The sequence below is a fragment of the Flavobacteriales bacterium genome (assembly GCA_016715895.1).
Classification (GTDB): Bacteria; Bacteroidota; Bacteroidia; order Flavobacteriales_F; family PHOS-HE28; genus PHOS-HE28.
Map to the genome: position 1 here is coordinate 928,799 of JADJXH010000003.1, position 21,212 is coordinate 950,010.

The following is a 21,212-nucleotide window of genomic DNA, read 5'->3' on the forward strand; positions in this document are numbered from 1 at the left end:
AGCAATGCCCATGCGGCGGACCATATCCCGAAGGGCCCTTCCGGTGCTGGTGGTGCTCGCTGCCCTCGCCGGAGGCTACGCTCTGCGCCATACCCTGGCGCGCAAAGCGCTGGTGGCGGTGGCCGCCCAGGCCGGTGGTGAACGCTATGCCGTGGCGCTCGGAACGGTGGACCTCGACCCCTTCCGGGGGCGTATCCGCATCGCCGATCTCCGCATCACGCCGCGTGCGGCGGCCCATGCGGACGGGTCGCCGACGTTCACGGTGCAGGCACGAACGATCGATCTGTCCAAGGTGGACCTCTTCGCCCTGCTGTGGGACAGGCACCTCATGGTGGGCCACATGGTCATTGATGCACCCGAGGTGACCCATGTCTATGAAACGAGGCGCGGCGACCGCACTTCACGGGCCCGGGACACCGACACCGTGCAGTTGCCCATGGGCGTGGAGTTCCTCCATGTGGACACGCTGCGGATCACCCACGCACGAGGGAGCACACACGATCGGAGCGGGGTGAACCCGCATGCCTCGGTGGCTGACCTGGACATCCTGCTCACCGGCCTCCTCATGGCGCAGCGCACCGGGGACCGCCCGTGGGTGCGCCTGGTCTCGGGCGATCTCTCACTCCGCGGGGCGGATGCGCGGGTGGATCCGTTCTACACCGCGCACATCGACTCGCTCCATGTCCGTGTACCGGAGAACACCGCGCGGGTCCTGGGATTCCGCTTCACCCCTGACGTGCGCCCGGACCACTACCGCACCGCGAAGGAGGCACCGATGGAACTCTACACGGTGCATGCGGACAGCATCCTGCTGGACGGGTTCGACCTCACCGCGCGGTTGGAGAGCGGGGCCCTCCTGGCGGAGGTCTTCACCATCGCCGGGTTGCGGGTGGACATTCACCGGGACAAGTCGGTGCCCTACACGGAAGAGCGGTCAAGGGCTCCGCTGCCGGCCGAGCGGGTGCGCCGGTGGCGCGTACCCGTGGCCATGGAACAGGTGCACATCCGGGGCGGTCGCATCACCTACCACGAGCGGCTTGCACGCGGCGAACCGTTCGGCTCGGTGACCCTCGCCCAGGTGGACGCTGCGATGTCCGGGCTGACGAACATGCGACCGGACAGCAGCACCGAGCTGCACCTCACCGGCCACCTTCGGCTCTGGGACAAGGCACCGGCGCAGGTGGACATCCACCAGTCGCACTCGGCGCAGGGAGCGCGGATCGAGGGGCGGGTCCACCTGAAGAACCTCCAGGCGCGGGAGCTGAACCACATCACCGATGAACTGGTGCGGATACAGGCCACGGAAGGATCGATCCATTCGGTGGACCTGCACATGGAGGGCGACGACCGGTCCGCGCAGGGCACGGTGCACATGCACTACGAAGGCCTGAAGCTGAAGGTGGAACCGGCCCGGCCCCACGCCGGACTGCTCTCCCTGCTCGCCAACGCGGTCATCCACAGCTCCAATGTCCCGGGCGACAGGCGCTACCGCGTTGGGCGGTCGTTCGTGGACCGCAGGCAGGAGACCTCCGTGTTCAACTACCTCTGGCTCAGCCTACGTGAAGGCATGCTGGACGTCCTGCTGCCTGACCCGGTGCTCGAACGGCTCCACACGCACCAGGCCCGCTGAGGGACGCGGCGATGGACCCGCGCTCGGTGGTCACTCCTCCGGTCGGTGACAGCACCGAAGCCAGGCTCAGTACCGCAGGAAGGCCCTCCGCTGCACAGCCCCGGCCCGGCGCACCTCGGCCACGTACGCACCAACTCCCAACCCGTCCAGGGGAACGATCGCCCGATCGCGGGTCGTGACCCTGCGCACCACCCGGCCCTGGGCGTCCAGCACGCGCACCTCGGCCGGACCGCCCACCTCGATGGTCACCACATCGTGCGCCGGGTTCGGGAACAGGGTGAACCCCACCGCGTTCTCCTCCTCCACCGCTGTGATCACCCCATTGCTGCGCAGGGGACGGATCTGGCCCATGGCGTACCCGTGGGCGACGTCGAAGAACCGGACATCGTAGAGCCTGCGCGCCGAGTTGAGCCCGGCCGTGCTGTAGTTCAGGTCCCAGGTGGCGCCGCCGTCATCGCTGAACAGGACGTAGCCCTCCGTGCCATCGCTGCGGTAGCCGGTGATGAACCCCACCCCGTCGGACCTGAACGTGGCTCCGGTGAGGAGTTCGCCGGTCGTGTGGTTGTTCACGGCCGGCGACCAGGTGCTGCCTCCATCGGTGGTGCGCAGGATGAGCCCATCGTTGCGCGTGGTCACGCCGTTGAGCGTCGAACTGAACGCCACGGCGCTGAATCCGGCGGTGGCATCGGCATGCACCTGAGCCCAGCTGAGGCCTCCATCCGTGGTGCGGTAGATGGCCCCGCTGTCGGGCAGAAGCACGCCGTTGTTCACCAGCCTGCGATAGCCACCGGTGACCGCGAAGCCGAGCAGGTCGTTCACGAAGTGAAGGCGCGACACGGGCTGGCCCGGCAGCACCGCGATGTTGGACCAGGTCGATCCGCTGTCGGTGCTCATGTCGATGATGCCATTGCCCAAGGCATCGCCCCCTCCGGTGAAGGCCACCAGATCATCGCGCATGCGGATGGCCCGGTAGTAGCGGCCCACGCCGGTGCGCACACTGTCGAACCCGAGCGGAAAGGCCGGGAACGAAGAGGACCGCACCACGATGCTGCGGTTGTAGAGCTCATGCCCCGCGGCCATGTACAGCGGGCGTCCACCGGTGAGCTTCACGTCGATGTCCTCCAGGTTGGTGGACGGCTCGTACCAGAGGTAGAAGCCACCGGATTGCGCACCGTTGGTGGTGAGGATGAGGCCTCCTTCGGTCGCGGAAGGGCTCGGTCCGGGGTTGTTGGCCCCGTACACGAACAGGCCGCTGTCCACGGTGTGGAAGGCGCAGGCCTGGAAGTGGATGGATGACGAGAACATGCCGGACGGCACCCATTGGGCGCTGAGCACGACCGGGACGGTGAACTGGAGGAGGACGAAAAGGGTGTTCCGCATGGATGAGCGTGTGGTCGTGGTTGGACAGCAGGCAACGAAGGAACGCTGCCCGGGCCGGTGCTGAACAGTCGCCTGCCCGCGCTGGTTCGCCGGATCGGCGAACTTGCGACCATGGATGCCGCCACGGCCCGCGACCGGCTGCTCGCCCTGCCCGGGGTCACCGAGCACGACCACTTCGGGCGGCCCGCCTACCGCGCCACCACGGCGAAGGGGAAGCCCTCCCCCATCTTCCTCACCCTCTGGCTGAACGACCAGCGCGCCGTACTGATGCTCGATGCCGAGCAGCAGGCCGAGCTCCACGCGCAGCATCCCCGCGTCTTCTTCCCGGTGCCGAACAAATGGGGCGCCAAGGGCGCCACCTTCATGGAGCTGGGCGGGGCCGACGAACGCCTCTTCCTCCTGGGGGTGCAGCTGGCGCTGGCGAAGGCGGGGGGCGATCGCCGACCTTAGCGGAATGCTGCGGTTCCCAAGACGCACGGCGCTTGCGCTCACCACGCTGCTCACGGGCGCCCTCCTCCAGGCCCAGCCGTACACCCAGCCGCTGTGGGCGGTGGATACGGTGCGCGCCATTACCTACGGCTGGGACACGACCTACCTGGGCGGCATCGACACCCTGAAGCTCGACCTCTTCCGGCCGGTGGGCGATGGCAACGCGTCACGGCCGCTGTTGGTCGCCGTGCATGGCGGGGCCTGGGCCGCAGGCACCCGGCAGGACCTGTGGCCCATCTGCCAGGCCGCCGCGCAGCGCGGGTACGTGGCCGCCACCATCAGCTACCGCCTGCGCCACCACGTGCCGCAGAACGTGTCCATCTCGCTGGGCGTGGATCCGTGCGTGTACCTGCCGGACAGCGCGGAACTGCTGCGGGCGCTCTACCGCGCCCAACAGGACCTCAAGGGCGCCATCCGCTTCCTGAAGGGACGCAGCGCCCAGGACAGCACCAACGCCTGCAACGTCTTCCTGTACGGCGAGAGCGCGGGGGCGATCACCAGCCTCACGGCCGCCTTCCTCGACGAGGAGGATGAACGCCCCGCAGCCTGCGGCGCGCTCCCCGCGGTGCCCGATCCGAACCTGCTGCTTGGCGGCTGCCACATCACGGGCCTGCCCCTCACCGCGGCCCAGCGCAGCCGGCCCGACCTGGGGCCGGTGGAGGGCGACCTCGCGCTGAACGGCACCGATGCGCGTGTGGCCGGCATCGCGGCGATGTACGGCGCGCTGCCCACCATGGCCCTTGCGGAGGACTGGATGCAGGGACCCGATACGCCGGCCGTGTTCCTCTACCACCAGCCCTGCGACGCCATCGTGCCGAACGGCACCGCGCCCCTCCTGCGCGACCTCTCCGCCTATTGCGCGGGCGGCACCTGGTGGAGCACACACTACCCCTGGAGCGCGGGGAGCGCGGTGCTGGCGCCGATGCTGGGGTCGAGATCGCTGGCCAACATCCAGGATGCGGCCGTGTGCAACGCCGTGCTCGGGCAGTTCCCCTTCTCCTTCAACTGCATCAATGTGGCGCAGAACGGCTCGTTCCACTACGTGAACCAGGCCGCCGTGGTGGTCGACAGCGTCTTCAAGGCCTTCAGCCCGGTGATCGTGGCGAACGAAGCGCTGCCGTGCGGCACGGACGCCATCGCCGACGGTCCTCCCTCCGCGCGCGCGCTGCTGTTCCCGAACCCAGCGGTGGATGCGCTCACCGTGGTGCTGCCGGAAGAGCTCCGCACGGCGCAGGCCCGGCTGTGCGATGCGACAGGCCGGGTGCTTCGGTCCGCGCGCATGCGGGGCGGCCGGAACCTGATCGATGTGGCGGGTCTTGGCAATGGTGCGTACATCCTGATGTTCGAGGATGCCCCCCTGCCGGCGGAACGGGTCATCGTGGCGCGATAGGCCGCGCACCGTTCGTCCCGGTGACGGATCGTGTGTCACCTTCAGGCAGCATCGCGCGTCCCATGACCGTCCAACCGACACGCCATCGGACCATGCGCACGATCCCGACCCTTGCCCTCTCCATCAGCCTCGGCCTCCTGAAGGCCCAATGCCCCTTTGACCCCACCATCCAGCCGGATCCGGTGATCCTGTGCCCCGGCGCGGCGGAGGTGCTCACCACCCAGGTGTACGACAGCTACCAGTGGTACAAGGATGGCCAGCCGATACCCGGCGCGATCCAGCAGACCCATGCGGTGAACTCGGCCAACGACGCCGGCTCCAGCTTCACGGTGGAATGCACCCTGAACGGCTGCACCGAGATGTCGCCACCCGTGCTCGTGGACGGTTGGGTCTTCCTGCTGCCCTTCGTGATGCACGAGGGCGACATCGAATACGGCATGGGGCCGAACGGCGAGTTGCTGTTCTGCGAGGGCGATACATTGCTGCTGACGCTGATGCCGCCCTACGACACCAACATCCAATGGACCAATGGCGGTGTGCCGATCCCCGGCGCGAACAGCCCCACGCTCACCGTCACGGAGAACGGGGTGTACACGGTGAGCGGGGCCCCGTCCATCTGCCCGAACTTCATCCAGCAGCTGGGCGTGAGCATCGTGGCGGAGTTCACACCGGTCGTGCAGCCGGTGATCGGCCTGGACATGGGCTGGTTGTGCGCCACCCCGGCAGGCAACAGCTATCAATGGTATCTGAACGGCCAGCTGCTGGCCGGTGCGGACAGCAGCTGCATCATGGCGGGCATACCGGGGGCCTACACGGTCTTCGTGGACTACGGCCTGCCCTGCCAGGTGCTGTCCGAGCCCTTCGGAACGACCACGGGTGTCGGCGAGCGCAACGACCGGGCGGAGGTGATGGTGTGGCCGAACCCGGCCACGAACACAGTCCGTTTCCAATGGCCGGGAACCTCACCGGCCACCTGGACGGTGATCGACGCCGCTGGTCGCGCCATCCAATGGGGCGAGGTGAAGGCCCAACGCACGCAGGACATCGACGTGAGCCGTTGGCCTTCGGGCAGCTACACGCTGAGGACGGTGGATGCCCGGCATGTGGACGAACGCCGGTTCGTGGTACAGCGGTAGGGGGTTCGCTGGGAACGAGCAGGGCCGCCCGAGGGCGGCCCTGTCGCGTTCTGGTCGTTCGCGGTCACTCCCCGGTGATCGCGGCCGCCAGGTTCATCATCGCCATCTGGTTGTTGGGGCCACCGCCCATGGCGATGTCATTGGCCAGCAGGTCCAGGCCCATCAGCAGGGTGGTCACCTCGATGGTGGGGGCCAGGTTGGCCGTGCCACCAGCGGCCAGGTCGGCGTGGTAGTGGAAGTGGTCCTCGGTGAGCAGGGCGTCGGTGGCGCAGTGGTACACGAAGGCCTTGTCCTCCGGATCGCCGAAGTCGCCATCACCATTGCCGTCCACATGCCCTTCCATGTTCAGGAACTTGTAACCGGCAGTGGGATTCCAGAACCAGTGCATCTCCTGCAGATCGAGCGGGGACTCGGCCTGCGTGGGGTCGGCATGGTTGGTGAGGCTGTCAAGGCCCAGGGCGATGTGCACCTCGTGGATGTGGTTGGGTGCGATGCTGCCCAGCGTGAAGGTGTTGGTGGCCGCTGCGGCGTCCACCAGCAGCACCGTCTCGTGGAACTCGCCCACGGTGTTCATGGCGTCGTCTGTGAGGTGGATGTCGCTCACATAGAACTTCAGCTTGTCGAACTGGACGGCATGTCCGGCGCCGTCCTGCACGATGTCGCTGATGCTGAAGGGAGCGCCGTTCTTGGTGAAGGAGAAGGAGAGCTTCACGGTACCCGTGGTCGGGGTCGTGGGCGTGGGCTCGGGATCGTCCTTCTTGCAGGCGGTGAAACCCACCGCGAGGGCGGCCAGGAGGGCCAGGTTGTGCTTGTTCATGGAAGTGTGTTGTTCTGTTTCAGTTGAATGCGTACGTGATCCCGACGATCGCGCGCTGCCTGTTGGGGACCATCCATTCGCCGGTGGAACGGGCCACGGCGTACTGATGGTTCACCGTCAACATCCAGTTGCGCCACCACACGCGGGATCCCACGTGGGTGAAGAGGGTGTTGGCGCCCGTGCCGGGCACCTTGAGGTCGTTCTGCCGGTCCATGCCGGAATGTTCGGCGTACAGGCCCAGGGACGGCGCCAGGGTGAAGGCCCCGATCGGCAGCTGATGGAAGCCTTCGGCGGTGGCCGAGAGGCCGTGCCCCATGCGATGGGCGTCGGCGCCGGTCGTGTTGACGCGGCCCGTGACGGCCAGACTTCCGCCCCAGCGCTGCCGGCGCACCAGGTACTCGGCTGAAGCGAGCCCGTCCCAGCTGCCTGTTCCAGGTTGCAGGTCGTGGCCCACCTCCGACCCGGCATAGGTGCGGTCCGTGGCGCCCACGGGCACCTTTGCGCCAAGCCCCACGGTGAAGCGATGCACCGTGCGAGGGCTGTCAGTGAGCCCACGCGTGTTCGCCACCACGTAGCGGGCCAGCACGAAGGGGTCGCCCAGCCCGTACAGGTCGGCGCGTGCGTAGCCGTCCACGCCCTGGTAGTTGTTCACCAGCGGCACCGAGGCCATCACGGCGAAGCGTTCGCCGAACCACACATCGCCGCGGAGCTCAATCACCTGATAGAGCTCGGTGTAGTGCTCTTCAACACCGGTGGTTGCGCCGTGGCCGCCGTGCTTCTGCAACGCAGCGGTGCCCAGCACACCATCGAGCTGGCGGAAGCGATAGAAAAGGCCGACGGTGGTGCTGCGGTCCTTCGGCTGGATGCCCAGGAAGAGGCCGCACACATCGCAGGCCAGGAGCGGGGACGCGCTCAGGAGCGCCACCGCCAGGAACAGACGTTTCATGGAAAGGGGTTGAGGTTCAACGAAGACCGGCCGCGTGGGCCGGATCGGAACCTATCCCCAAGGCACCGGGTCGACGATGGCGTGGATGCCGTCGAGCAGCACCACACGCAACGGCGGTGAGGCCAGTTCGCGCATGGGCAGCACCGGTGGCCAGTTCAGCACATCGGCCACCAGCGACGGCTGCGTGCGCACCTCCAGGTTCTCGAAGGGGGCCTGGGCCTTGCGCTCGCTGGTGTTGAGCTGGCGCATCAGCACGCAATTGCCGTGGCAGGTGTTCTGTTCGGGGGCGGCATCGCGCATCACGCAGAGCTCCCGCTCGATGCGGTCGCGCTCCAACAGGAAATGGCCCACGATGAGGGAGGGCAGCAGCAGCGAGATCAGCAGCAGGGCCGCCATCATGCCCGTCAACAGGCGATGCAGGTGATGCACGAAGGCTGCCGGGCGCATGATGTCAAAGGTAGCTCGGCGACCGTAGCAGCGACTGACGGGCATCATTCGTTATGGACCGGTGCGCTCCAACAGGACCAGGCTGTGGTCCGTCCGCTGGAAATGATCCACCAGCAGGCCCCAGCGTGGCGCCGTGGGGCCTGCGCGCAGCACGGCCTCGGCGGGCAGGTGGCCTGTGCGCAGGCCCGACCACAACAGCCACAGCCCGAAGGCATTGGCGGTGAAGAACTCGCCGCAGAGGTGTTTGTAGGCCGCGTGGGTGGCCTGCGGCAGGTCGGCCTCCACCGGCGCATAGGCGCCGTCCTGTGGCCCATCGCCGTTGCGGCCGGTCATCAGCAGGTCGATGCGGTCGGCGGTGAGGCCGTTGCGCTGGAGGAAGGCCTGCACACGGTCGCGCAGGGGCTCCGGCCCGCCGCGGTAGCTGACGTCCACGTCCACCACGCGCACGGACGTGCCGGGACCGGGTGAATCGCCAAGTACGAAGAAGGCGGCCCCTTCGCCACAGAGGGCCCCGCCGTCGGTGGCGCGCAGCACCTCCAGGTTGGGCACATCGTGCTGCTTCCAGATGCCGCTGCGGCGCTGCACCAGGTAGTAATCGGGCGTGATGCTCTCGGCGCCGCCCACCAGCACGGTGCTGCGCCCCTCCAAGCCCACCTGCATCCATCCATCGAGCAGGGCGGTGGTGAAGGAGATGCCGCGGTGCAGGTAGGTGTAGTTGTAGCCGGTGCAGCGGGTGGCCAGGGCGATCTGCCCCGCCACGTTGTTGTGCGTGCTCTGGATGAAGGCCGTGGGGTTCGGCACGTCCTCATTGTTGTGCAGCAGGGGCACGAAGAAGCGCTCGGTGCTTTCCATGCATCCGAGGCCCGTACCCACGATGATGGCCTCGGGAGACGCGCCGCCGGCGCGATCCAGGGCGTTGAGCGCGGTGCCCAGCCCGATCTTCGCCACCTTTTCCATGCGCCGCCCGCGCACGGGGTCCACATAGCGGCGCAGCTCCGGCACCACGGCCTTCAGCGGATGGGTCGTGTACGCGGTCACCCGCTCCAGGCGGTCCGTATCGAACACCGGTTGGGGGCCGATGGCCGAGGCCTCGCGGATGTGGACCGGACGCTTCATGACCGTGCTTCCGGTGCGCTGAGCACCAGGCTGGTGTTGTTGCCGCCGAAGCCGAAGGAGCTGCTCAGCACATGCCGCACGTTCACGCCGCGTTGGGTGCTCGTCACGGGCACCAACGGCGCTTCGGCCAGGGGCGTGCGCCAGCGCAGGTTGGCGAAGTGCACGCCATGCCGGATGGCCAGCACGGAATACACCGCCTCCACCGCACCGGCCGCACCCAGGGTGTGACCTGTGAACGACTTGGTGCTGCTGAACGGCGGCACCTGCGCGCCGAAGAGGCGGGTGAGGGCGATGCCTTCCGAGCTGTCGTTGTTGGGCGTGCCGGTGCCGTGAACGTTCACATAGCTGATGGCCTCGGGGGTCAGCCGCGCCATGGCCAGGGCCTGCCGCATGGCCTCGTAGGCACCGGTGCCATCGGGCGAGGAGGCGGTGGCATGGAAGGCCTCGTTGGTATTGGCGTACCCGCTCACCACGGCCAGCACCCCGGCACCCCGGGCCCGCGCGCGGGACTCGGTCTCCAGCACCAGATAGGCCGCGGCCTCGCCCAGGTTGAGCCCGGCGCGGTCGCGGTCGAAGGGGCGGCAGGGCTCGCGGTCCAGGATCAGCAGCGAGTTGAAGCCGTTGACGGTGAACTTGCAGAGGGCGTCGCTGCCGCCCACCACGGCCACGTCCGTGAGGCCATGCCGCAGCAACCGGTCGCCGAGCATCAGGGCGTTGGCGCTGCTGGAGCACGCGGTGCTGATGGTGGTCACCAGGGCGCGGAAGCCCAGTTCGGCGGCGATGCGCTGGGTGTGGTCGCCGGGGTCGTGCGTGCCCAAGTATTGCGCGGCCTCGTCAGGGATCTCCGGCAGGAAATACCGGTCGTAGATGGGCTCGGTCTTGTCGATGCCTCCAGCGGTGGTGGCCGAGATGAAGGCGGTGCGCTGGCCGGAAGGGTCGATGCCGGCATGGGCCAGGGCCTCCTTCACGGCGCGCAGGCCGAGCAGGGCCGTGCGGGTCCAGCTGCGCAGGCTGCGGGGTGCGGCGAGGGCGGCGAGGGCTTCATCGGCCAAGCGGACCTCGGCCACGGGGATCTGGCCGCGGTGGCGGGTGGGCAGCACGGTGATGGGGCCGATGCCGGTCCGCTCGTGCAGCAACGCGTCGAGGTTCTCCTCCACGGTGGTGCCCAGGGCGCTGATCACGCCCAGGCCGGTGATCACCACGCGGTCGCTCATGGTCAACGCGAAGAAACGACCCGTTCGGCCACGATGGACACCAGCAGGCATACCGCGGCGAAGACGGCCAGGGGGATGAGGTACATGACCAGCTCGGCCAGGTCGCCCTGGCGCAGCATCACCACGTTGAAGGCCTCCATGCTCCAATTGAGGGGCGAGATGCGGCCGATCATCTGCATGGGCGCGGGCATGATGTAGAGCGGGACCCAGATGCCGCCGATGGCGCTCATGATCACCACGGCGGTGCTGCCCAGGATGGCCGATTGCTGCTGGGTGCGGCTGAAGGAGCCGACCAGCACCCCGAAGGAGGTGGCCGCCAAGCCGATGAAGAGGGCGGCGAGCACCAGCAGCAGCAGGTCCTCCGGGGGGCCGAAGCGCAGGGGCGGCAGGCCGAAGAGCGGAAGCACCCAATGGCCCACGCTCAGCAGCAGGGCCAGCTGGGTGAGGCAGACCACGAGGTACGCGGTGATGCGCCCGATGAGGCGCTCGGCCACGCTGCCCGGCATGGTGAGCAGGCGCACCATGCATCCGGCCGTGCGCTCCTTCACCATGTTGCCGGCCAGCAGCACCACGGTGAAGAACATCGCGAAGATGGTCCAGGCCGGCACGTTATGGGCGGTGGTGTCGCTGGCCACCCGGCTGCCGGTGAGCTCGCGGGCGGCAAGCTGCTGGTCGATGCCCACGAAAGGGCCGCCCAAGGCGATCGGGGGAAGGGTGTCCCCGTTGATGGCCTCCAGCCGCACGCGCATATCGGCGAGCAGGCGCTCGGAGCTGATGCCGGCCAGCACGCGCACCAGGCTGCTGCGCACCAGTTCGCGGAAGACGTGCTTCACCGCGGGGTCCACCACCATCAGGACGGAGGAGCTGTCGCTCGCCGGAGCGGCCGTGCTGTCGCCGGTGAGGGGGTCGAAGAGCAGGGCCATGGCGCCTTGAGAGCGGGCCTCGACGGCTTCGCTGGCGTTGACGGGCACCACCACGCCGATCTGGTGCTCACCCCGGCGGACGCGTTCACGGAACTCCACCTCGTCAAGCTGCTGACCGTTGGTGATCGTGAAGCTTCCGGTGGCCTCCAGCCCGCGCAGCACGGCCTCCCCTACCGGACCTTCGTCCAAGTCCTTGAAGAGCACGCGCACCTGCTTGTCGCTGAAATCGCGGAACGGGGCATCCTGCACCACGGCCATCACGCTCACCAGGAAGATGGGCATCACGTACACCAGCAGCAGGCCCGTGCGGTCGCGCAGCAGCAGCAGCAGCTCCTTGTGCACGTGGGCGATGATGCGGGTGAACATGGGGTCAATCGCGGAGTTCGCGTCCGGTGAGGCGGAGGAAGGCGTCCTCCAGGCGTTCGTGGCCGCCACCGCGCGGCGTGGACAGCTCGCCCACGCTGCGCCCATCGTCCATCACCACCACGCGGGTGCACAGGCGCTCGGCCTCCTCCAGATGGTGGCTGGTGTAGAGCACGGTGGTGCCGCCGGCGTTCACCTCCTGGAGCAGGTCCCAGATGGCCGCTCGGCTCTGGATGTCGATGCCCACGGTGGGCTCGTCCAGGAAGAGGATCGGCGGCGCATGGAGCAGCGCCACCACGATGTTGAGACGCCGTCGCATGCCGCCGCTCCAGTGCCGCACCTGCTCGTTGGCGCGGTCCTGCAGCCCGGTCCTGACGAGCAGGGCCTCGGCACGTTCGGTGAGCGCGGTGCTGGCCAGGCCGTGCAGGCGGCCGAAGTAGCGCAGGTTCTCGCGGGCGGTGAGGGTGTCGTACAAGGCGATCTCCTGCGGCACGAAGCCGATGAGGCGATGGACGCGGCCGGGCTCCTTCACCACGTCGAGGCCGCGTACGCGCACCCGACCTGCACTGGGCGCCAGCACCCCGGTGAGGATGCTGATCATCGTGGTCTTGCCGGCGCCGTTGGGGCCGAGCAGGCCGAAGAACTCACCGGGCATCACCTGCAGGTCCATGCCGTTCAGGGCGGGACGGCCTCCGCTGCGATAGCGCTTCACCAGGCCCTCCACCCGGATGTCCGGGGTGGTCATAGCTGCTTGGCGAACTGGTGGAGCTCCTTGAAGAAGGCGGTCTCCTGGCGCCCGATTTCGGTCAGCTTGTCAGCCAGGTGGTCGTACGTGATGTGGCCCTCCGCGCGGCCTTTGCACAGGCGGCCGGCCTCGTAGGCCAGATCGCGCCATTGATCGCCGATACGGTTCATCTCCAGGGCCTTCTCCTTCAGCGCCGGCGCGTTCAGCAGCTTGGACGTCTCCATCAGGAAGGCGGCGAAGATGAAGCGGAAGCCGGCGCCGCCGGTTCCGATCTCCTCCTGCATGCGGATCAGGTTGCCCAGGGCCAGGCGCGCGTCCTTCTCGCCCAGGCGCCGTTCGTACTGACGCAGCCTGCCGGCCAGGTAGCCGATGCCCTTGGTGCCGAACATGGGCAGCGGGGTGGTGCTCATGTCACGGGCCGTGCGGCGAAGCCCGCGGACGGCGGCCCTGCGGATGTCGGCATCGGTGGGGACGGTGGTCGGGTAATACATCCGGCCCTTGATGTTGGGCATGCCCTTGGCGAAACGGGCACGGATCAGCGCGGAACGGTGGATCCGCGTAGGGCCGTCCATCACCGGATCGCTCACCAGGTATTCATCCCCCTCCTTGCCGAACACGACGATGTTGTGGCCATTGAAATGGAAGCGGAACGCCTTGGGGAGGTACGGCAGGTAGAACACGCTGGTGAGCATGCCCACGGGCAGGCCCTGGGCCAGCACGCGGTCCAGCTCATCCATCGCCTCGCGCGGGTCGCGGAAGCTCACCCGCCGGATGCCGATCCCGAGCCGCTTGGTGAACCGGCTGAAGATCCAGCCGGGCAGGATGCGATAGCTGGTCACCGGGATGCCGTTCATCTTCAGGAAGGGCATGTGGCTGAAGAACAGACCGGAGCCGATGCCGAAGGCCATGGGCTCGCTCACGGGCAGGCCGTGGAAGCGCATCAGGTTGCTGATCACCCCCGTTTCGCAGTGGGCGCTCTGCTGGTGGTCGAAGGGGATCACGAGGTCGCGCTGGCTCATCGGGGCACCTGCTTCAGCTCCTCCACCGACACCAACAACACTTCGGCATATCGGTTCAGCAGGGCCTCGTCCAGCTCCGCGAAGCCGGCGGGCTCCAGATGGCGCTTCACCTTGCGGGCGGGCAGGTCCATGTGCTGGGCCAGCAGGGCGGCGTCCATCATGTTCTTCTCCATGTGGTAGGCCAGCGGGCTCTGTTCGCCCCGGAGCACCTGCTGCCGGGTGGCCTCCACCCGCTCATGGATCACATCCCACGCCTGGCTCAGGGCCACGTTCTCCGGCTCCCAACCCACGCTGGGCACCTTCTCGAACTCGCCGTTCTCGTTCAACGCGTATTTCACCACCTTGAACTTGCCTTCCAGCATGTTGGCGTCGTCCTGGGGCACGTCCTCCTTCTTCATGCACTTGGGTCCTCCGGAAGGGCGATGGATCCACCGACCGGGGAAAGGGACCGCGAAGATAGCCAGCCGGGCAGGAAGGTCGGGGAGGCCTACTCCGCCGTGAGCAGGGCGAAGGCGTAACTGAAGCGGGCGCTCTCGGGCACCATCAACAGCACCTTCTGACCCTTCTTCACGTGGCCCTCGGCGATGAGGTCGCGCAACTGGAGGAAGATGGAGGCCGACCCCACGTTGCCTACGCGCGGCAGGTTGATGAACCACTTGCTCATGGGCACCCCGATGCCCTGGGCCACCATCTCGTCATGCACCTTGTCGCGGAAGAACATGCTGCTGAGGTGCACGAGCATGTGGTCGATGGACGCGGGGTCCAGGCCGTGACGCTCGAAGGTCTCGCGCAGGAAGCGCACGCCCACGGGCACGATGTTGCGGCCCAGGAGCTTCACGTCCTGCTTCATGGTGAAGATGGAGCGCCCGGCGAGGTCCTGCGGGGGGAAGTGCTTCCAGCCGAGGTAGCGGCCCTCCTCGTCCTTGTCACCGCCGCTGTACATGCACACGTCCAGCTCGTTGGCGAAGGAGCGGCTCACCACCCACTCCATGCGCAGGCTCAGCGGTCCGCGGGGGGCGGGTTCCATCAGCACGGCGGCGGCGCCATCGCTCAGCATCCAGCGGAGGAACTCCTTCTCGAAGCCGATGATGGGGTCCTGCTCCAGCTGGCGGTACCGTTCGGTCTCCCGTTCGAAGTTGCGGGCCAGCATCATGGGGCTCACCAGCTCGCTGCCGGCGGCCACGGCGTTGCGCGACAAGCCGGCGGCCACGCTCATGTAGCCGTACTTCAAGGCGTGCATGCCGGTGCAGCAGGCGCCGGCGGTGCTCACGATCTCCAGCGGATGGTCCAGCTCGCCATGCACCTGGGAGGCGTGCGAGGGCAGGAACTGATCGGGGCTGCTGGTGCCGCAGGCCAGCACCTCCAGGTCGCGCACGGCAAGGCCATCACCGGCCAGACCTTTCACGGCCTTGGCCACCAATTGCGCGTTGCTGTGGGTGATGCGGCCCTGGCGGTCGAGCGCGTAGTGGCGCTGGAGGATGCCGTTGTTGCGCAGCACGATATGCTGGGCGCGCGACAGCTTCCCGTCGATCATGCCCAGGAAGTCCGTCATCTCCGCGTTGGAGACCGGTGCGTTCGGCAGGAACCCGGAGACCCGGGTGATGTAGACGTCGTGCAAGGCCTTGCGTTCTTCCCCCCCCTTTACTGCGGACCGGCAAAAGTAACCGATGGCCGCACCGGCCCCAAAACACCGGGCAAGGGCCTGTTGTTCAGGGGTCTCCGTACGTCGACAAGCGCTCCACCTCGGCGCGCAACTGCCTGCGCTTCACCAAGGAGAGCAGTCCCGTGGTGAGCGTGGTAAGGGGGCCCAGGATGAAGACCCCGATGGTGAGCACGGTGCTGAAGACCTTCACCCGGCGCAACCGGCTGGACGGGTCGCGGTCCACCTTGGCCAGGATGTAGCGGCGGTATTTGCCGAACAGGAAGGTGGCGCGTTTCTCCAGCATCAACAGGCTGGGCACGATCCGGATGGAGCCCTCCGCCCGCAGTGCGGTGTTCAACCCGGTCATCTCACCGCGATGCAGATGCTGCACCAGCACCCGCCCGAAGCGCGCGGACGCGTCCATGTCCTCCCCGCGGATGCCGGCCGCGGGGAAGACCAGGAAGGGGTCGCGACGGCCCCAGAACATCCAGCGGATGATGGTGATCACGCTGACGAGGTTGGGACTTCGGTCCACCACGGTAATGTGGCCCACCAGGCGACCGCGCAGGGCGGCCACGGCGGTGCGCATGTGCTCCTGGGCCAGCACCCACATGTTCCGGGCGCCCACCACCGTCAGCACCGGCCGGTCCGCCAGGTAGCGCGCGGCGTCGGGGTGCTTCAGGAAGCTCGTCATGGGGATGCTGGGGTTGAGGAACCAGATGGTGTAGCCCAGGATCACCAGGTCGTATGGACCGTCCGGCGGCATGGACAGCGGCTCCAGCGGCACGGGGTCGTGACCCACCGCCTCGGGGAAGCAGTTGAAGAAGGTGAGGCGTGTCCACGGGAAGGGATAGGGTGTGGCGGGCCTCAAGGGCAGGTGGTCCACCGCGAACCCGGCATCCTGCAAGGGTGCCACGATGCGGTCGAGCAGGGTGGAGAGCTGGCCGGTCTGCGAGTAGTGGATGACGAGGACGCGCTTCATGCTCAGGACGCACCGAAGTATTGGGCCAATTTGCGCAACGGTTTGCGGACGACCAGCAGGGCTGGCGGCGTGAAGCCGTGGTGGCGCCATGCTTCGACCACCTCGCGGTTCGCCCTCCAGATGTGCGCCAGGCTCTTGTTGCTTGCACCGCCCAGCCGGAAGCGCACGATGGTGAGCGGCACGTAGCGCGCATGCAGCCGGTGGGTGTAGAGGAAGCGGAACATCAGTTCATAGTCGGCGGCGATCCGAAAGCGCAGGTCGAAGCCGCCGAAGCGCTGGTAGGCCTCGCGCCGGATGTAGGTGCCCAGGTGGGGCGGCATCCAGCCCGTACGGAAGTTCTCGCGGTGGTAGTCGCCTCCTTTCCAAAAGCGCCGCACCTTCCGGATGTCGCGCGGGTCCACCATGTGGGCATCGCCGTAGATCACGTCGGCATCGCCTTTCGCGAACTCCGCGGCGAGCTTCGCGATCACCTCCGGCCCCTCGAGCAGGTCACCGGCGTTCACGAAGCCGATCACCTCGCCGGTGGCGCGGGCCAGGCCCTTGTTCATGGCGTCGTACACGCCGGTGTCGGGCTCGCTGATGATCAGGGACCGGCCATCGTCGAGGCGCTTGAGCACGGCCTGCGTGGCCGCATCGGGGGAAGCGCCGTCCACGATGATGTGCTCGATGTGCGGATGGGTCTGCGCGCGCACGCTGGCCACCGTCTCGGCCAGCTCCTCGCCGGCCTTGTAGCACACGGTGATGAGCGTGAACCTCATTCGATCACGCGTTCGCGCACCGGCTGTGCCGGATTCCCCTGGTAGATCGTGTAGGCCTCCAGGTCCTTCGTGGCCACGCTGCCGGCGGAAAGCACACTGTGGCTCCTCAGGGTGACCCCGAGCATCACCATGGCCCCGGCGCCCACCCAGCTGCCTTCCTCCAGCACCACCGGACCGCTGAGGGTGGGGTAATCGACCTTCTTGTAGTTGTGGCTGCCCTGGATGATCATGGCGCCTTGGCTGATCACCACGTGGTCGCGGATGATGAGCTGGTCGATGTTGTCGAGCCAGGCGCGCTGCCCGATCCACACGTGGTCGCCGATGGTGAGCTTCCACGGGTACTTGATGTTCACCCCGGGATGCACCACCACCCCCTTCCCCACCCGCGCGCCGAACAGCCGCAGCAGCGCGGGCTTGGGCGAGCGGAACGGGAACAGCGGGTTCAGGAAGAAGAGCACGTTGGTGAAGTACCACAGCGTCATCTTCACCGCACCGCCCCCCTTGGGGAAGTCGGCGTTGGTGAAACGGCTGAGGTCGACGCGCTTGCGGTCCATTCGATCAAGGTTCGAAAAGATCGACGACGAGCTCGTTCCGCAACCGAAGGAAGCCCTTATCCGCCGTGAGCAGCGGCACACCCAGCACAAGCGCAGTGGCTGCGATGACCGCATCGGGGAGTTTGATCCCGTGGTCCCTCCGAATGACGATGGCTTCTTCCTTGATCCGCTCCTCGATCCCCAGCACCGTACATCGCCTCATGAACTCGCGCACGACCATCTCGTCCTTCCGCACCCTGAACGGATAGCTCAGGCACTCCATTTCAGTGACCACGGAAACGAACAGCCGCTTCGATTCCATGTGCGCGGCCAGGACCTCATTGCCGCCGAGCGTCAGGATCACCACGTTGGTGTCCAGCAGCAGGCCATCACCACTCATCGCGCACGCGCCGCTGATAGGCCACGGGATCCTCGTTCAGGATAAGCTTGCCGACCAGGTCCTTCACGGTCGCACCCTGGGGTGGTCTGCGGGCTTTGTTCCGCGTGATGGTCCCCTTGCGCTTCGCGCGCTTTTTTGGTGCCTTGGTGGCCATGCATCAAAGATAGACCGGCAGTTCAACCCCTGACCAGCAGGTCCAGCGTGCTTTTTGCGGTCGCGGGATCGTCCAAATATCGCCTGCCGAGCGCGAACGCGCCCCGCGACAGCTTCTGCAGCGCCTCCTCGTCCATGTGCACGAGGTGCTGCACGGCCCGCGTGAAGGATCCAGGCTCGTCGAGACGGATGTCCCATCCCGCATCCATCCGCTCCAGGTCCTTCCACGGCGTCCGATCACTGATGACCAGCGGCACACCGGCGGCCAGCGCCTCCACCATCGTGTGCCCGAAGTTCTCGCCCTGGCTGGGCATGAAGAGGGCGTGGTAGTGCGCGAACAACTCAGGCACCTCCTCGGGCGGCACGGTGCCCTTGTGCGTCACCGTGATGGTGGGCGGCAGCTCCGCGATGGCCGCGCGGCATTTCGCCCAGTACGCTTCATCGTAGATGGGCCCGTACAGGTCGAAGGTGACGTGGCCCTGCACGGGCTTCAGGCATTCGATGGCGAAGAGGGTGTTCTTCTCCACGGCGATGCGGGCCACGCTCACCAGGCGCAGTTCGCCGGGTTGTTTCGCACGCGGGCGTGGTGCGGCCGCCGTGAGCTTCCGGCCCAGGTTGGGCACCAGCTTCACCGTGGCCTCCCTCCCGATCCAGCGCTTCACATCCTCCACCTCCTCCGCATTGGTGGCCTGGAAGATGACGCCACGGTAGCATCCGAGCAGCCGCATCACCGCCAGGAACGCACGCTTCTTCAAGGTCCCGTGCTCCATCATGCCGGCGGCGAGCATGCCACGCACGGCCACCACCCGATGCTGCGCCGAGCCCTTCAGCAGCCACAGCGGCATCACGCTGAACCATCGCGAGTACAGGCCGTTGATGTAGACCGTGCGCCAGGCCTCCTGGGCCAGCAGCTTCCGCCAGGTGGTCGCGTTAACACCACCGCGCGAGGCGTACCACACCTTCTCCCCTCCCGGCATCTCCGTCCACCGATCCGGTGTCACACCCGCATAGGGCGTGGTCTCCGTGTAATCGGTATCGGTGGTCACGATGTGCAGGTCGACCTTGTCGCGCAGGTGGTCCACGAGGTTGGCCATGCTGCGCACGGGTCCACCCGCCTTGTAGCCGGGCAGGTACCAGTCGACGAAGACCAGGAGCTTATGCTTCACGGCGTGCTTTCATCAGGTCCATCACCACCCGTGCCCAATCCGCAGGCGTCCACTTCGCCCCGAGGGCATGGCTTCGTTCGCCCATGGCGCGCAACTGGGCATCGCTGCACTGGACAAGCTGGCGCAGGGCGTTGCGCATGTCGGTGGCATCTCCTCCGGCAAAGCGGACACCGTTCTCCCCGGAGCCGAGGAAGCGTTCCCCCGCCCCCACCGCGCTGCTCAACAGCAAGGGAAAGCCTGCACACGCATGTTCATGCACCACCACGCCCCACGGTTCATAGGTGCTGGGCAGCACGAAGACGCCGCACTGCTCAAGCACCTGCGGCATCTCCTCCACCTGCACGAAGCCCAGGTGCCTGATGCGCGGATGACGACCGGACGGGGAGCGGGTCACGGCTTCGTGGAGCTCACCCGTTCCTGCGATCCACAGTTCCCAATCGCCGGCAAGCCCGTCGTCGGACAGCTTGGCGAACACGTCGCACAGCATCTGGTGCCCTTTCGAGGGGATGTAGCGGGCCACGCAGAGCAGGCGATGGGGCCAATGGAGTGCACGCCGGTCCAGGAGCTCCTGACCAAGCGGCAGGAACCGGTCCGTATCCGCGCTGTAGAACCCAGTGCGGATGTTGAGCGAGGGAAAGCCGAGGCGTCGGGCATAGCGGGCCTGGGCCTCCCCCGTGACCCAGGCATGGCTGAAGGTGCGTCGGAGCCAGAGACGCGTGGCGGCCACAGCGGCCCATTGCCGGGCATCGCCGCGCCAGGCGGTGTCGCTGCACATCACCGTGGGGAGCCCCTGCTTGTACAGCATGCGACAGACGCGGAGGTAGCCCTTGTCCACCCAGCCGCTGGCGAAGGTGATGTCGGGCCCCACACCATGGGCCAGCCGCAGCAGGGCCTGGTCGTCGTAGGCATCGCGCTCGTACACCTTCACGCGGTCGGCGAAGCGCAGGTCGAAGGGGGCCTCGCGGTTCACCGGCCAGCGCACGATGTGCGCCTCCACGTTGTGATCGCGAACCAGTCGATCGACGCAAGCGAGGAAATAGGGGGCCAGCTCCGTGTAGAGGAAGAGCGCCTTGCGGTGCGTGCTCATGCGACCTGACGCGGGAGGTGGGCCACGCCCGCGTCCAGCAGCGCGCCGAAGGTGGTCATGGGCAGGTCATCGAACAGGCGGCGCATCTTGGGCTCGGTGGTCGACAGGTTCACGTAGCTCATGAAGCGGCGTTTGGCGCTCATGGGCAGCCGCGGGTGATCGGGATCCACCTCGCGCGGGTGCAGGTAGAACACCACGGGGCGTTCCTGCTTGAGCACTGCACGGGCACGGTCGCGGATCACCGGATACGGGAAGAAGCGCAGGTAGCCACCGCCGAAGAAGTAGAGGTCGCGGCCGAACACGCGGTCCATGCTGATGGGGAACTCCACGATGTCGCCGGCGGGTGTGGGCACCACATGGGGCACGGGCAGCGCGCCCGGCCAGCCACCGTGGTTGCGGCTCCCGGGCCAGATCGAGCTGTCGTAGGCATGGCCGGTCTCCGCAAGGGCCTCGAAGAACCACGGTGTCTCGCGCGTGGCGCTGAATCCCGGCGCACGGTAGCCACGCACCTTCACCCCCGCCGCATCCTCGATGATGCCCTTGGCGCGCCGCACATCCTCGGTGAAGTGGCGGCGGTCGTGCTTGTAGACCAGCTCGTGCGCGTAGCCGTGGGAGGCGACCTCATGTCCCTGCGCCACAGCATCACGCAGGAGCTGCGGGTGGCGCTCGGCCACCCAGCCCAGGAAGAACAGCGTGGTGCGCACCCGCTTTTCGGCGAACACGTCGAGCATGCGGCCGAAGGAGGCCTCCACGCGTGACTCCAGCCGCCCCCACTGTTCCAAGGGTGGCGTGGAAGGCACGTCGAGGATGTGGAACCACTCCTCCACATCCACGGAGAACACGCACCGGGCGGCCATGCGGCAAAGGTACCCGGCC

The 21,212-nt window shown here is 67.4% G+C and carries 23 protein-coding genes; 4 read left to right on the top strand and 19 right to left on the bottom strand.

Going from position 1 to position 21,212, the window contains the following annotated elements:
• Positions 1-10 precede the first annotated feature (10 nt).
• Positions 11-1,630, top strand: a complete 1,620-nt coding sequence (locus IPM49_04305; GenBank protein ID MBK9273748.1) for a hypothetical protein — start codon at positions 11-13, stop codon at positions 1,628-1,630.
• A gap of 66 nt (positions 1,631-1,696) precedes the next feature.
• Here IPM49_04305 and IPM49_04310 read toward each other — a convergent pair whose 3' ends face one another.
• Positions 1,697-3,010: a T9SS type A sorting domain-containing protein gene (locus IPM49_04310; protein MBK9273749.1), complete on the bottom strand. Its 1,314-nt coding sequence runs from the start codon at positions 3,008-3,010 to the stop codon at positions 1,697-1,699.
• A 111-nt stretch (positions 3,011-3,121) separates the two neighbouring features.
• Between IPM49_04310 and IPM49_04315 the strand changes: the two genes are divergently transcribed.
• The 3 genes from IPM49_04315 to IPM49_04325 all read left to right on the top strand — a co-directional run bounded on the left by IPM49_04315 (position 3,122) and on the right by IPM49_04325 (position 6,025).
• The gene (locus IPM49_04315; GenBank protein MBK9273750.1) at positions 3,122-3,460 is read left to right on the top strand and encodes an MmcQ/YjbR family DNA-binding protein; all 339 of its coding nucleotides are present in this window, start codon (positions 3,122-3,124) and stop codon (positions 3,458-3,460) included.
• A gap of 4 nt (positions 3,461-3,464) precedes the next feature.
• Positions 3,465-4,889: an alpha/beta hydrolase fold domain-containing protein gene (locus IPM49_04320; GenBank protein MBK9273751.1), complete on the top strand. Its 1,425-nt coding sequence runs from the start codon at positions 3,465-3,467 to the stop codon at positions 4,887-4,889.
• A 92-nt stretch (positions 4,890-4,981) separates the two neighbouring features.
• On the top strand, positions 4,982-6,025 hold the full coding sequence (locus tag IPM49_04325; GenBank protein ID MBK9273752.1) for a T9SS type A sorting domain-containing protein: 1,044 nt from the start codon (positions 4,982-4,984) through the stop codon (positions 6,023-6,025).
• Between the two features lie 64 nt (positions 6,026-6,089).
• Here the strand turns inward: IPM49_04325 and IPM49_04330 are convergent, their stop codons facing one another.
• The 18 genes from IPM49_04330 to IPM49_04415 all read right to left on the bottom strand — a co-directional run bounded on the left by IPM49_04330 (position 6,090) and on the right by IPM49_04415 (position 21,193).
• Positions 6,090-6,842, bottom strand: a complete 753-nt coding sequence (locus IPM49_04330; GenBank protein MBK9273753.1) for a hypothetical protein — start codon at positions 6,840-6,842, stop codon at positions 6,090-6,092.
• 19 nt (positions 6,843-6,861) lie between these two features.
• Positions 6,862-7,788: a transporter gene (locus tag IPM49_04335; GenBank protein MBK9273754.1), complete on the bottom strand. Its 927-nt coding sequence runs from the start codon at positions 7,786-7,788 to the stop codon at positions 6,862-6,864.
• Between the two features lie 51 nt (positions 7,789-7,839).
• Positions 7,840-8,235, bottom strand: a complete 396-nt coding sequence (locus IPM49_04340; protein MBK9273755.1) for a hypothetical protein — start codon at positions 8,233-8,235, stop codon at positions 7,840-7,842.
• 51 nt (positions 8,236-8,286) lie between these two features.
• A complete protein-coding gene (locus IPM49_04345) occupies positions 8,287-9,351 on the bottom strand; it encodes a beta-ketoacyl synthase chain length factor (GenBank protein MBK9273756.1) in 1,065 nt (354 codons plus the stop codon).
• The gene (locus IPM49_04350) at positions 9,348-10,565 is read right to left on the bottom strand and encodes a beta-ketoacyl-[acyl-carrier-protein] synthase family protein (GenBank protein ID MBK9273757.1); all 1,218 of its coding nucleotides are present in this window, start codon (positions 10,563-10,565) and stop codon (positions 9,348-9,350) included. Before IPM49_04350 ends, IPM49_04345 begins: the two co-directional genes overlap by 4 nt.
• 2 nt (positions 10,566-10,567) lie before the next feature.
• The gene (locus IPM49_04355) at positions 10,568-11,854 is read right to left on the bottom strand and encodes an ABC transporter permease (protein ID MBK9273758.1); all 1,287 of its coding nucleotides are present in this window, start codon (positions 11,852-11,854) and stop codon (positions 10,568-10,570) included.
• A gap of 4 nt (positions 11,855-11,858) precedes the next feature.
• Positions 11,859-12,596, bottom strand: coding sequence for an ABC transporter ATP-binding protein (locus IPM49_04360; GenBank protein MBK9273759.1), 738 nt, complete (start codon positions 12,594-12,596; stop codon positions 11,859-11,861).
• Positions 12,593-13,615 (bottom strand): BtrH N-terminal domain-containing protein, encoded by a 1,023-nt coding sequence (locus IPM49_04365; GenBank protein ID MBK9273760.1) that lies wholly within the window; start codon positions 13,613-13,615, stop codon positions 12,593-12,595. Before IPM49_04365 ends, IPM49_04360 begins: the two co-directional genes overlap by 4 nt.
• A complete protein-coding gene (locus tag IPM49_04370) occupies positions 13,612-14,013 on the bottom strand; it encodes a hypothetical protein (GenBank protein ID MBK9273761.1) in 402 nt (133 codons plus the stop codon). Before IPM49_04370 ends, IPM49_04365 begins: the two co-directional genes overlap by 4 nt.
• An 89-nt stretch (positions 14,014-14,102) precedes the next feature.
• A complete protein-coding gene (locus tag IPM49_04375) occupies positions 14,103-15,233 on the bottom strand; it encodes a beta-ketoacyl-ACP synthase III (GenBank protein ID MBK9273762.1) in 1,131 nt (376 codons plus the stop codon).
• Between the two features lie 91 nt (positions 15,234-15,324).
• A complete protein-coding gene (locus IPM49_04380; protein ID MBK9273763.1) occupies positions 15,325-16,239 on the bottom strand; it encodes a dialkylresorcinol condensing enzyme DarA in 915 nt (304 codons plus the stop codon).
• 2 nt (positions 16,240-16,241) lie between these two features.
• A complete protein-coding gene (locus tag IPM49_04385) occupies positions 16,242-16,997 on the bottom strand; it encodes a glycosyltransferase (GenBank protein ID MBK9273764.1) in 756 nt (251 codons plus the stop codon).
• Positions 16,994-17,551 (bottom strand): colanic acid biosynthesis acetyltransferase WcaF, encoded by a 558-nt coding sequence (gene wcaF, locus IPM49_04390; protein ID MBK9273765.1) that lies wholly within the window; start codon positions 17,549-17,551, stop codon positions 16,994-16,996. Before wcaF ends, IPM49_04385 begins: the two co-directional genes overlap by 4 nt.
• Positions 17,552-17,555: 4 nt before the next feature.
• On the bottom strand, positions 17,556-17,894 hold the full coding sequence (locus IPM49_04395; protein MBK9273766.1) for a type II toxin-antitoxin system VapC family toxin: 339 nt from the start codon (positions 17,892-17,894) through the stop codon (positions 17,556-17,558).
• A 25-nt stretch (positions 17,895-17,919) separates the two neighbouring features.
• The gene (locus IPM49_04400; GenBank protein ID MBK9273767.1) at positions 17,920-18,084 is read right to left on the bottom strand and encodes a hypothetical protein; all 165 of its coding nucleotides are present in this window, start codon (positions 18,082-18,084) and stop codon (positions 17,920-17,922) included.
• 22 nt (positions 18,085-18,106) lie between these two features.
• Positions 18,107-19,249 (bottom strand): glycosyltransferase family 4 protein, encoded by a 1,143-nt coding sequence (locus IPM49_04405; protein ID MBK9273768.1) that lies wholly within the window; start codon positions 19,247-19,249, stop codon positions 18,107-18,109.
• Positions 19,239-20,336 carry a glycosyltransferase family 4 protein gene (locus IPM49_04410; protein MBK9273769.1) on the bottom strand — a complete coding sequence of 366 codons (1,098 nt, stop codon included), beginning with the start codon at positions 20,334-20,336 and terminating at the stop codon, positions 19,239-19,241. The genes IPM49_04405 and IPM49_04410 overlap by 11 nt, the downstream gene beginning before the upstream one ends.
• Positions 20,333-21,193, bottom strand: coding sequence for a polysaccharide deacetylase family protein (locus IPM49_04415; GenBank protein ID MBK9273770.1), 861 nt, complete (start codon positions 21,191-21,193; stop codon positions 20,333-20,335). The genes IPM49_04410 and IPM49_04415 overlap by 4 nt, the downstream gene beginning before the upstream one ends.
• Positions 21,194-21,212: the final 19 nt, after the last annotated feature.

Bases quoted from the DNA above. Each gene is read 5' to 3' on its own strand.
- IPM49_04415 (MBK9273770.1), bottom strand. From the start codon at position 21,193: ATGGCCGCCCGGTGCGTGTTCTCCGTGGATGTGGAGGAGTGGTTCCAC.
- IPM49_04365 (MBK9273760.1), bottom strand. From the start codon at position 13,615: ATGAGCCAGCGCGACCTCGTGATCCCCTTCGACCACCAGCAGAGCGCC.
- IPM49_04310 (MBK9273749.1), bottom strand. From the start codon at position 3,010: ATGCGGAACACCCTTTTCGTCCTCCTCCAGTTCACCGTCCCGGTCGTG.
- IPM49_04400 (MBK9273767.1), bottom strand. From the start codon at position 18,084: ATGGCCACCAAGGCACCAAAAAAGCGCGCGAAGCGCAAGGGGACCATC.
- IPM49_04370 (MBK9273761.1), bottom strand. From the start codon at position 14,013: ATGAAGAAGGAGGACGTGCCCCAGGACGACGCCAACATGCTGGAAGGC.
- IPM49_04325 (MBK9273752.1), top strand. From the start codon at position 4,982: ATGCGCACGATCCCGACCCTTGCCCTCTCCATCAGCCTCGGCCTCCTG.
- IPM49_04315 (MBK9273750.1), top strand. From the start codon at position 3,122: ATGGATGCCGCCACGGCCCGCGACCGGCTGCTCGCCCTGCCCGGGGTC.
- IPM49_04380 (MBK9273763.1), bottom strand. From the start codon at position 16,239: ATGAAGCGCGTCCTCGTCATCCACTACTCGCAGACCGGCCAGCTCTCC.
- IPM49_04355 (MBK9273758.1), bottom strand. From the start codon at position 11,854: ATGTTCACCCGCATCATCGCCCACGTGCACAAGGAGCTGCTGCTGCTG.
- IPM49_04330 (MBK9273753.1), bottom strand. From the start codon at position 6,842: ATGAACAAGCACAACCTGGCCCTCCTGGCCGCCCTCGCGGTGGGTTTC.
- IPM49_04320 (MBK9273751.1), top strand. From the start codon at position 3,465: ATGCTGCGGTTCCCAAGACGCACGGCGCTTGCGCTCACCACGCTGCTC.
- wcaF (MBK9273765.1), bottom strand. From the start codon at position 17,551: ATGGACCGCAAGCGCGTCGACCTCAGCCGTTTCACCAACGCCGACTTC.
- IPM49_04335 (MBK9273754.1), bottom strand. From the start codon at position 7,788: ATGAAACGTCTGTTCCTGGCGGTGGCGCTCCTGAGCGCGTCCCCGCTC.
- IPM49_04360 (MBK9273759.1), bottom strand. From the start codon at position 12,596: ATGACCACCCCGGACATCCGGGTGGAGGGCCTGGTGAAGCGCTATCGC.
- IPM49_04410 (MBK9273769.1), bottom strand. From the start codon at position 20,336: ATGAGCACGCACCGCAAGGCGCTCTTCCTCTACACGGAGCTGGCCCCC.
- IPM49_04340 (MBK9273755.1), bottom strand. From the start codon at position 8,235: ATGCGCCCGGCAGCCTTCGTGCATCACCTGCATCGCCTGTTGACGGGC.
- IPM49_04385 (MBK9273764.1), bottom strand. From the start codon at position 16,997: ATGAGGTTCACGCTCATCACCGTGTGCTACAAGGCCGGCGAGGAGCTG.
- IPM49_04305 (MBK9273748.1), top strand. From the start codon at position 11: ATGCGGCGGACCATATCCCGAAGGGCCCTTCCGGTGCTGGTGGTGCTC.
- IPM49_04345 (MBK9273756.1), bottom strand. From the start codon at position 9,351: ATGAAGCGTCCGGTCCACATCCGCGAGGCCTCGGCCATCGGCCCCCAA.
- IPM49_04350 (MBK9273757.1), bottom strand. From the start codon at position 10,565: ATGAGCGACCGCGTGGTGATCACCGGCCTGGGCGTGATCAGCGCCCTG.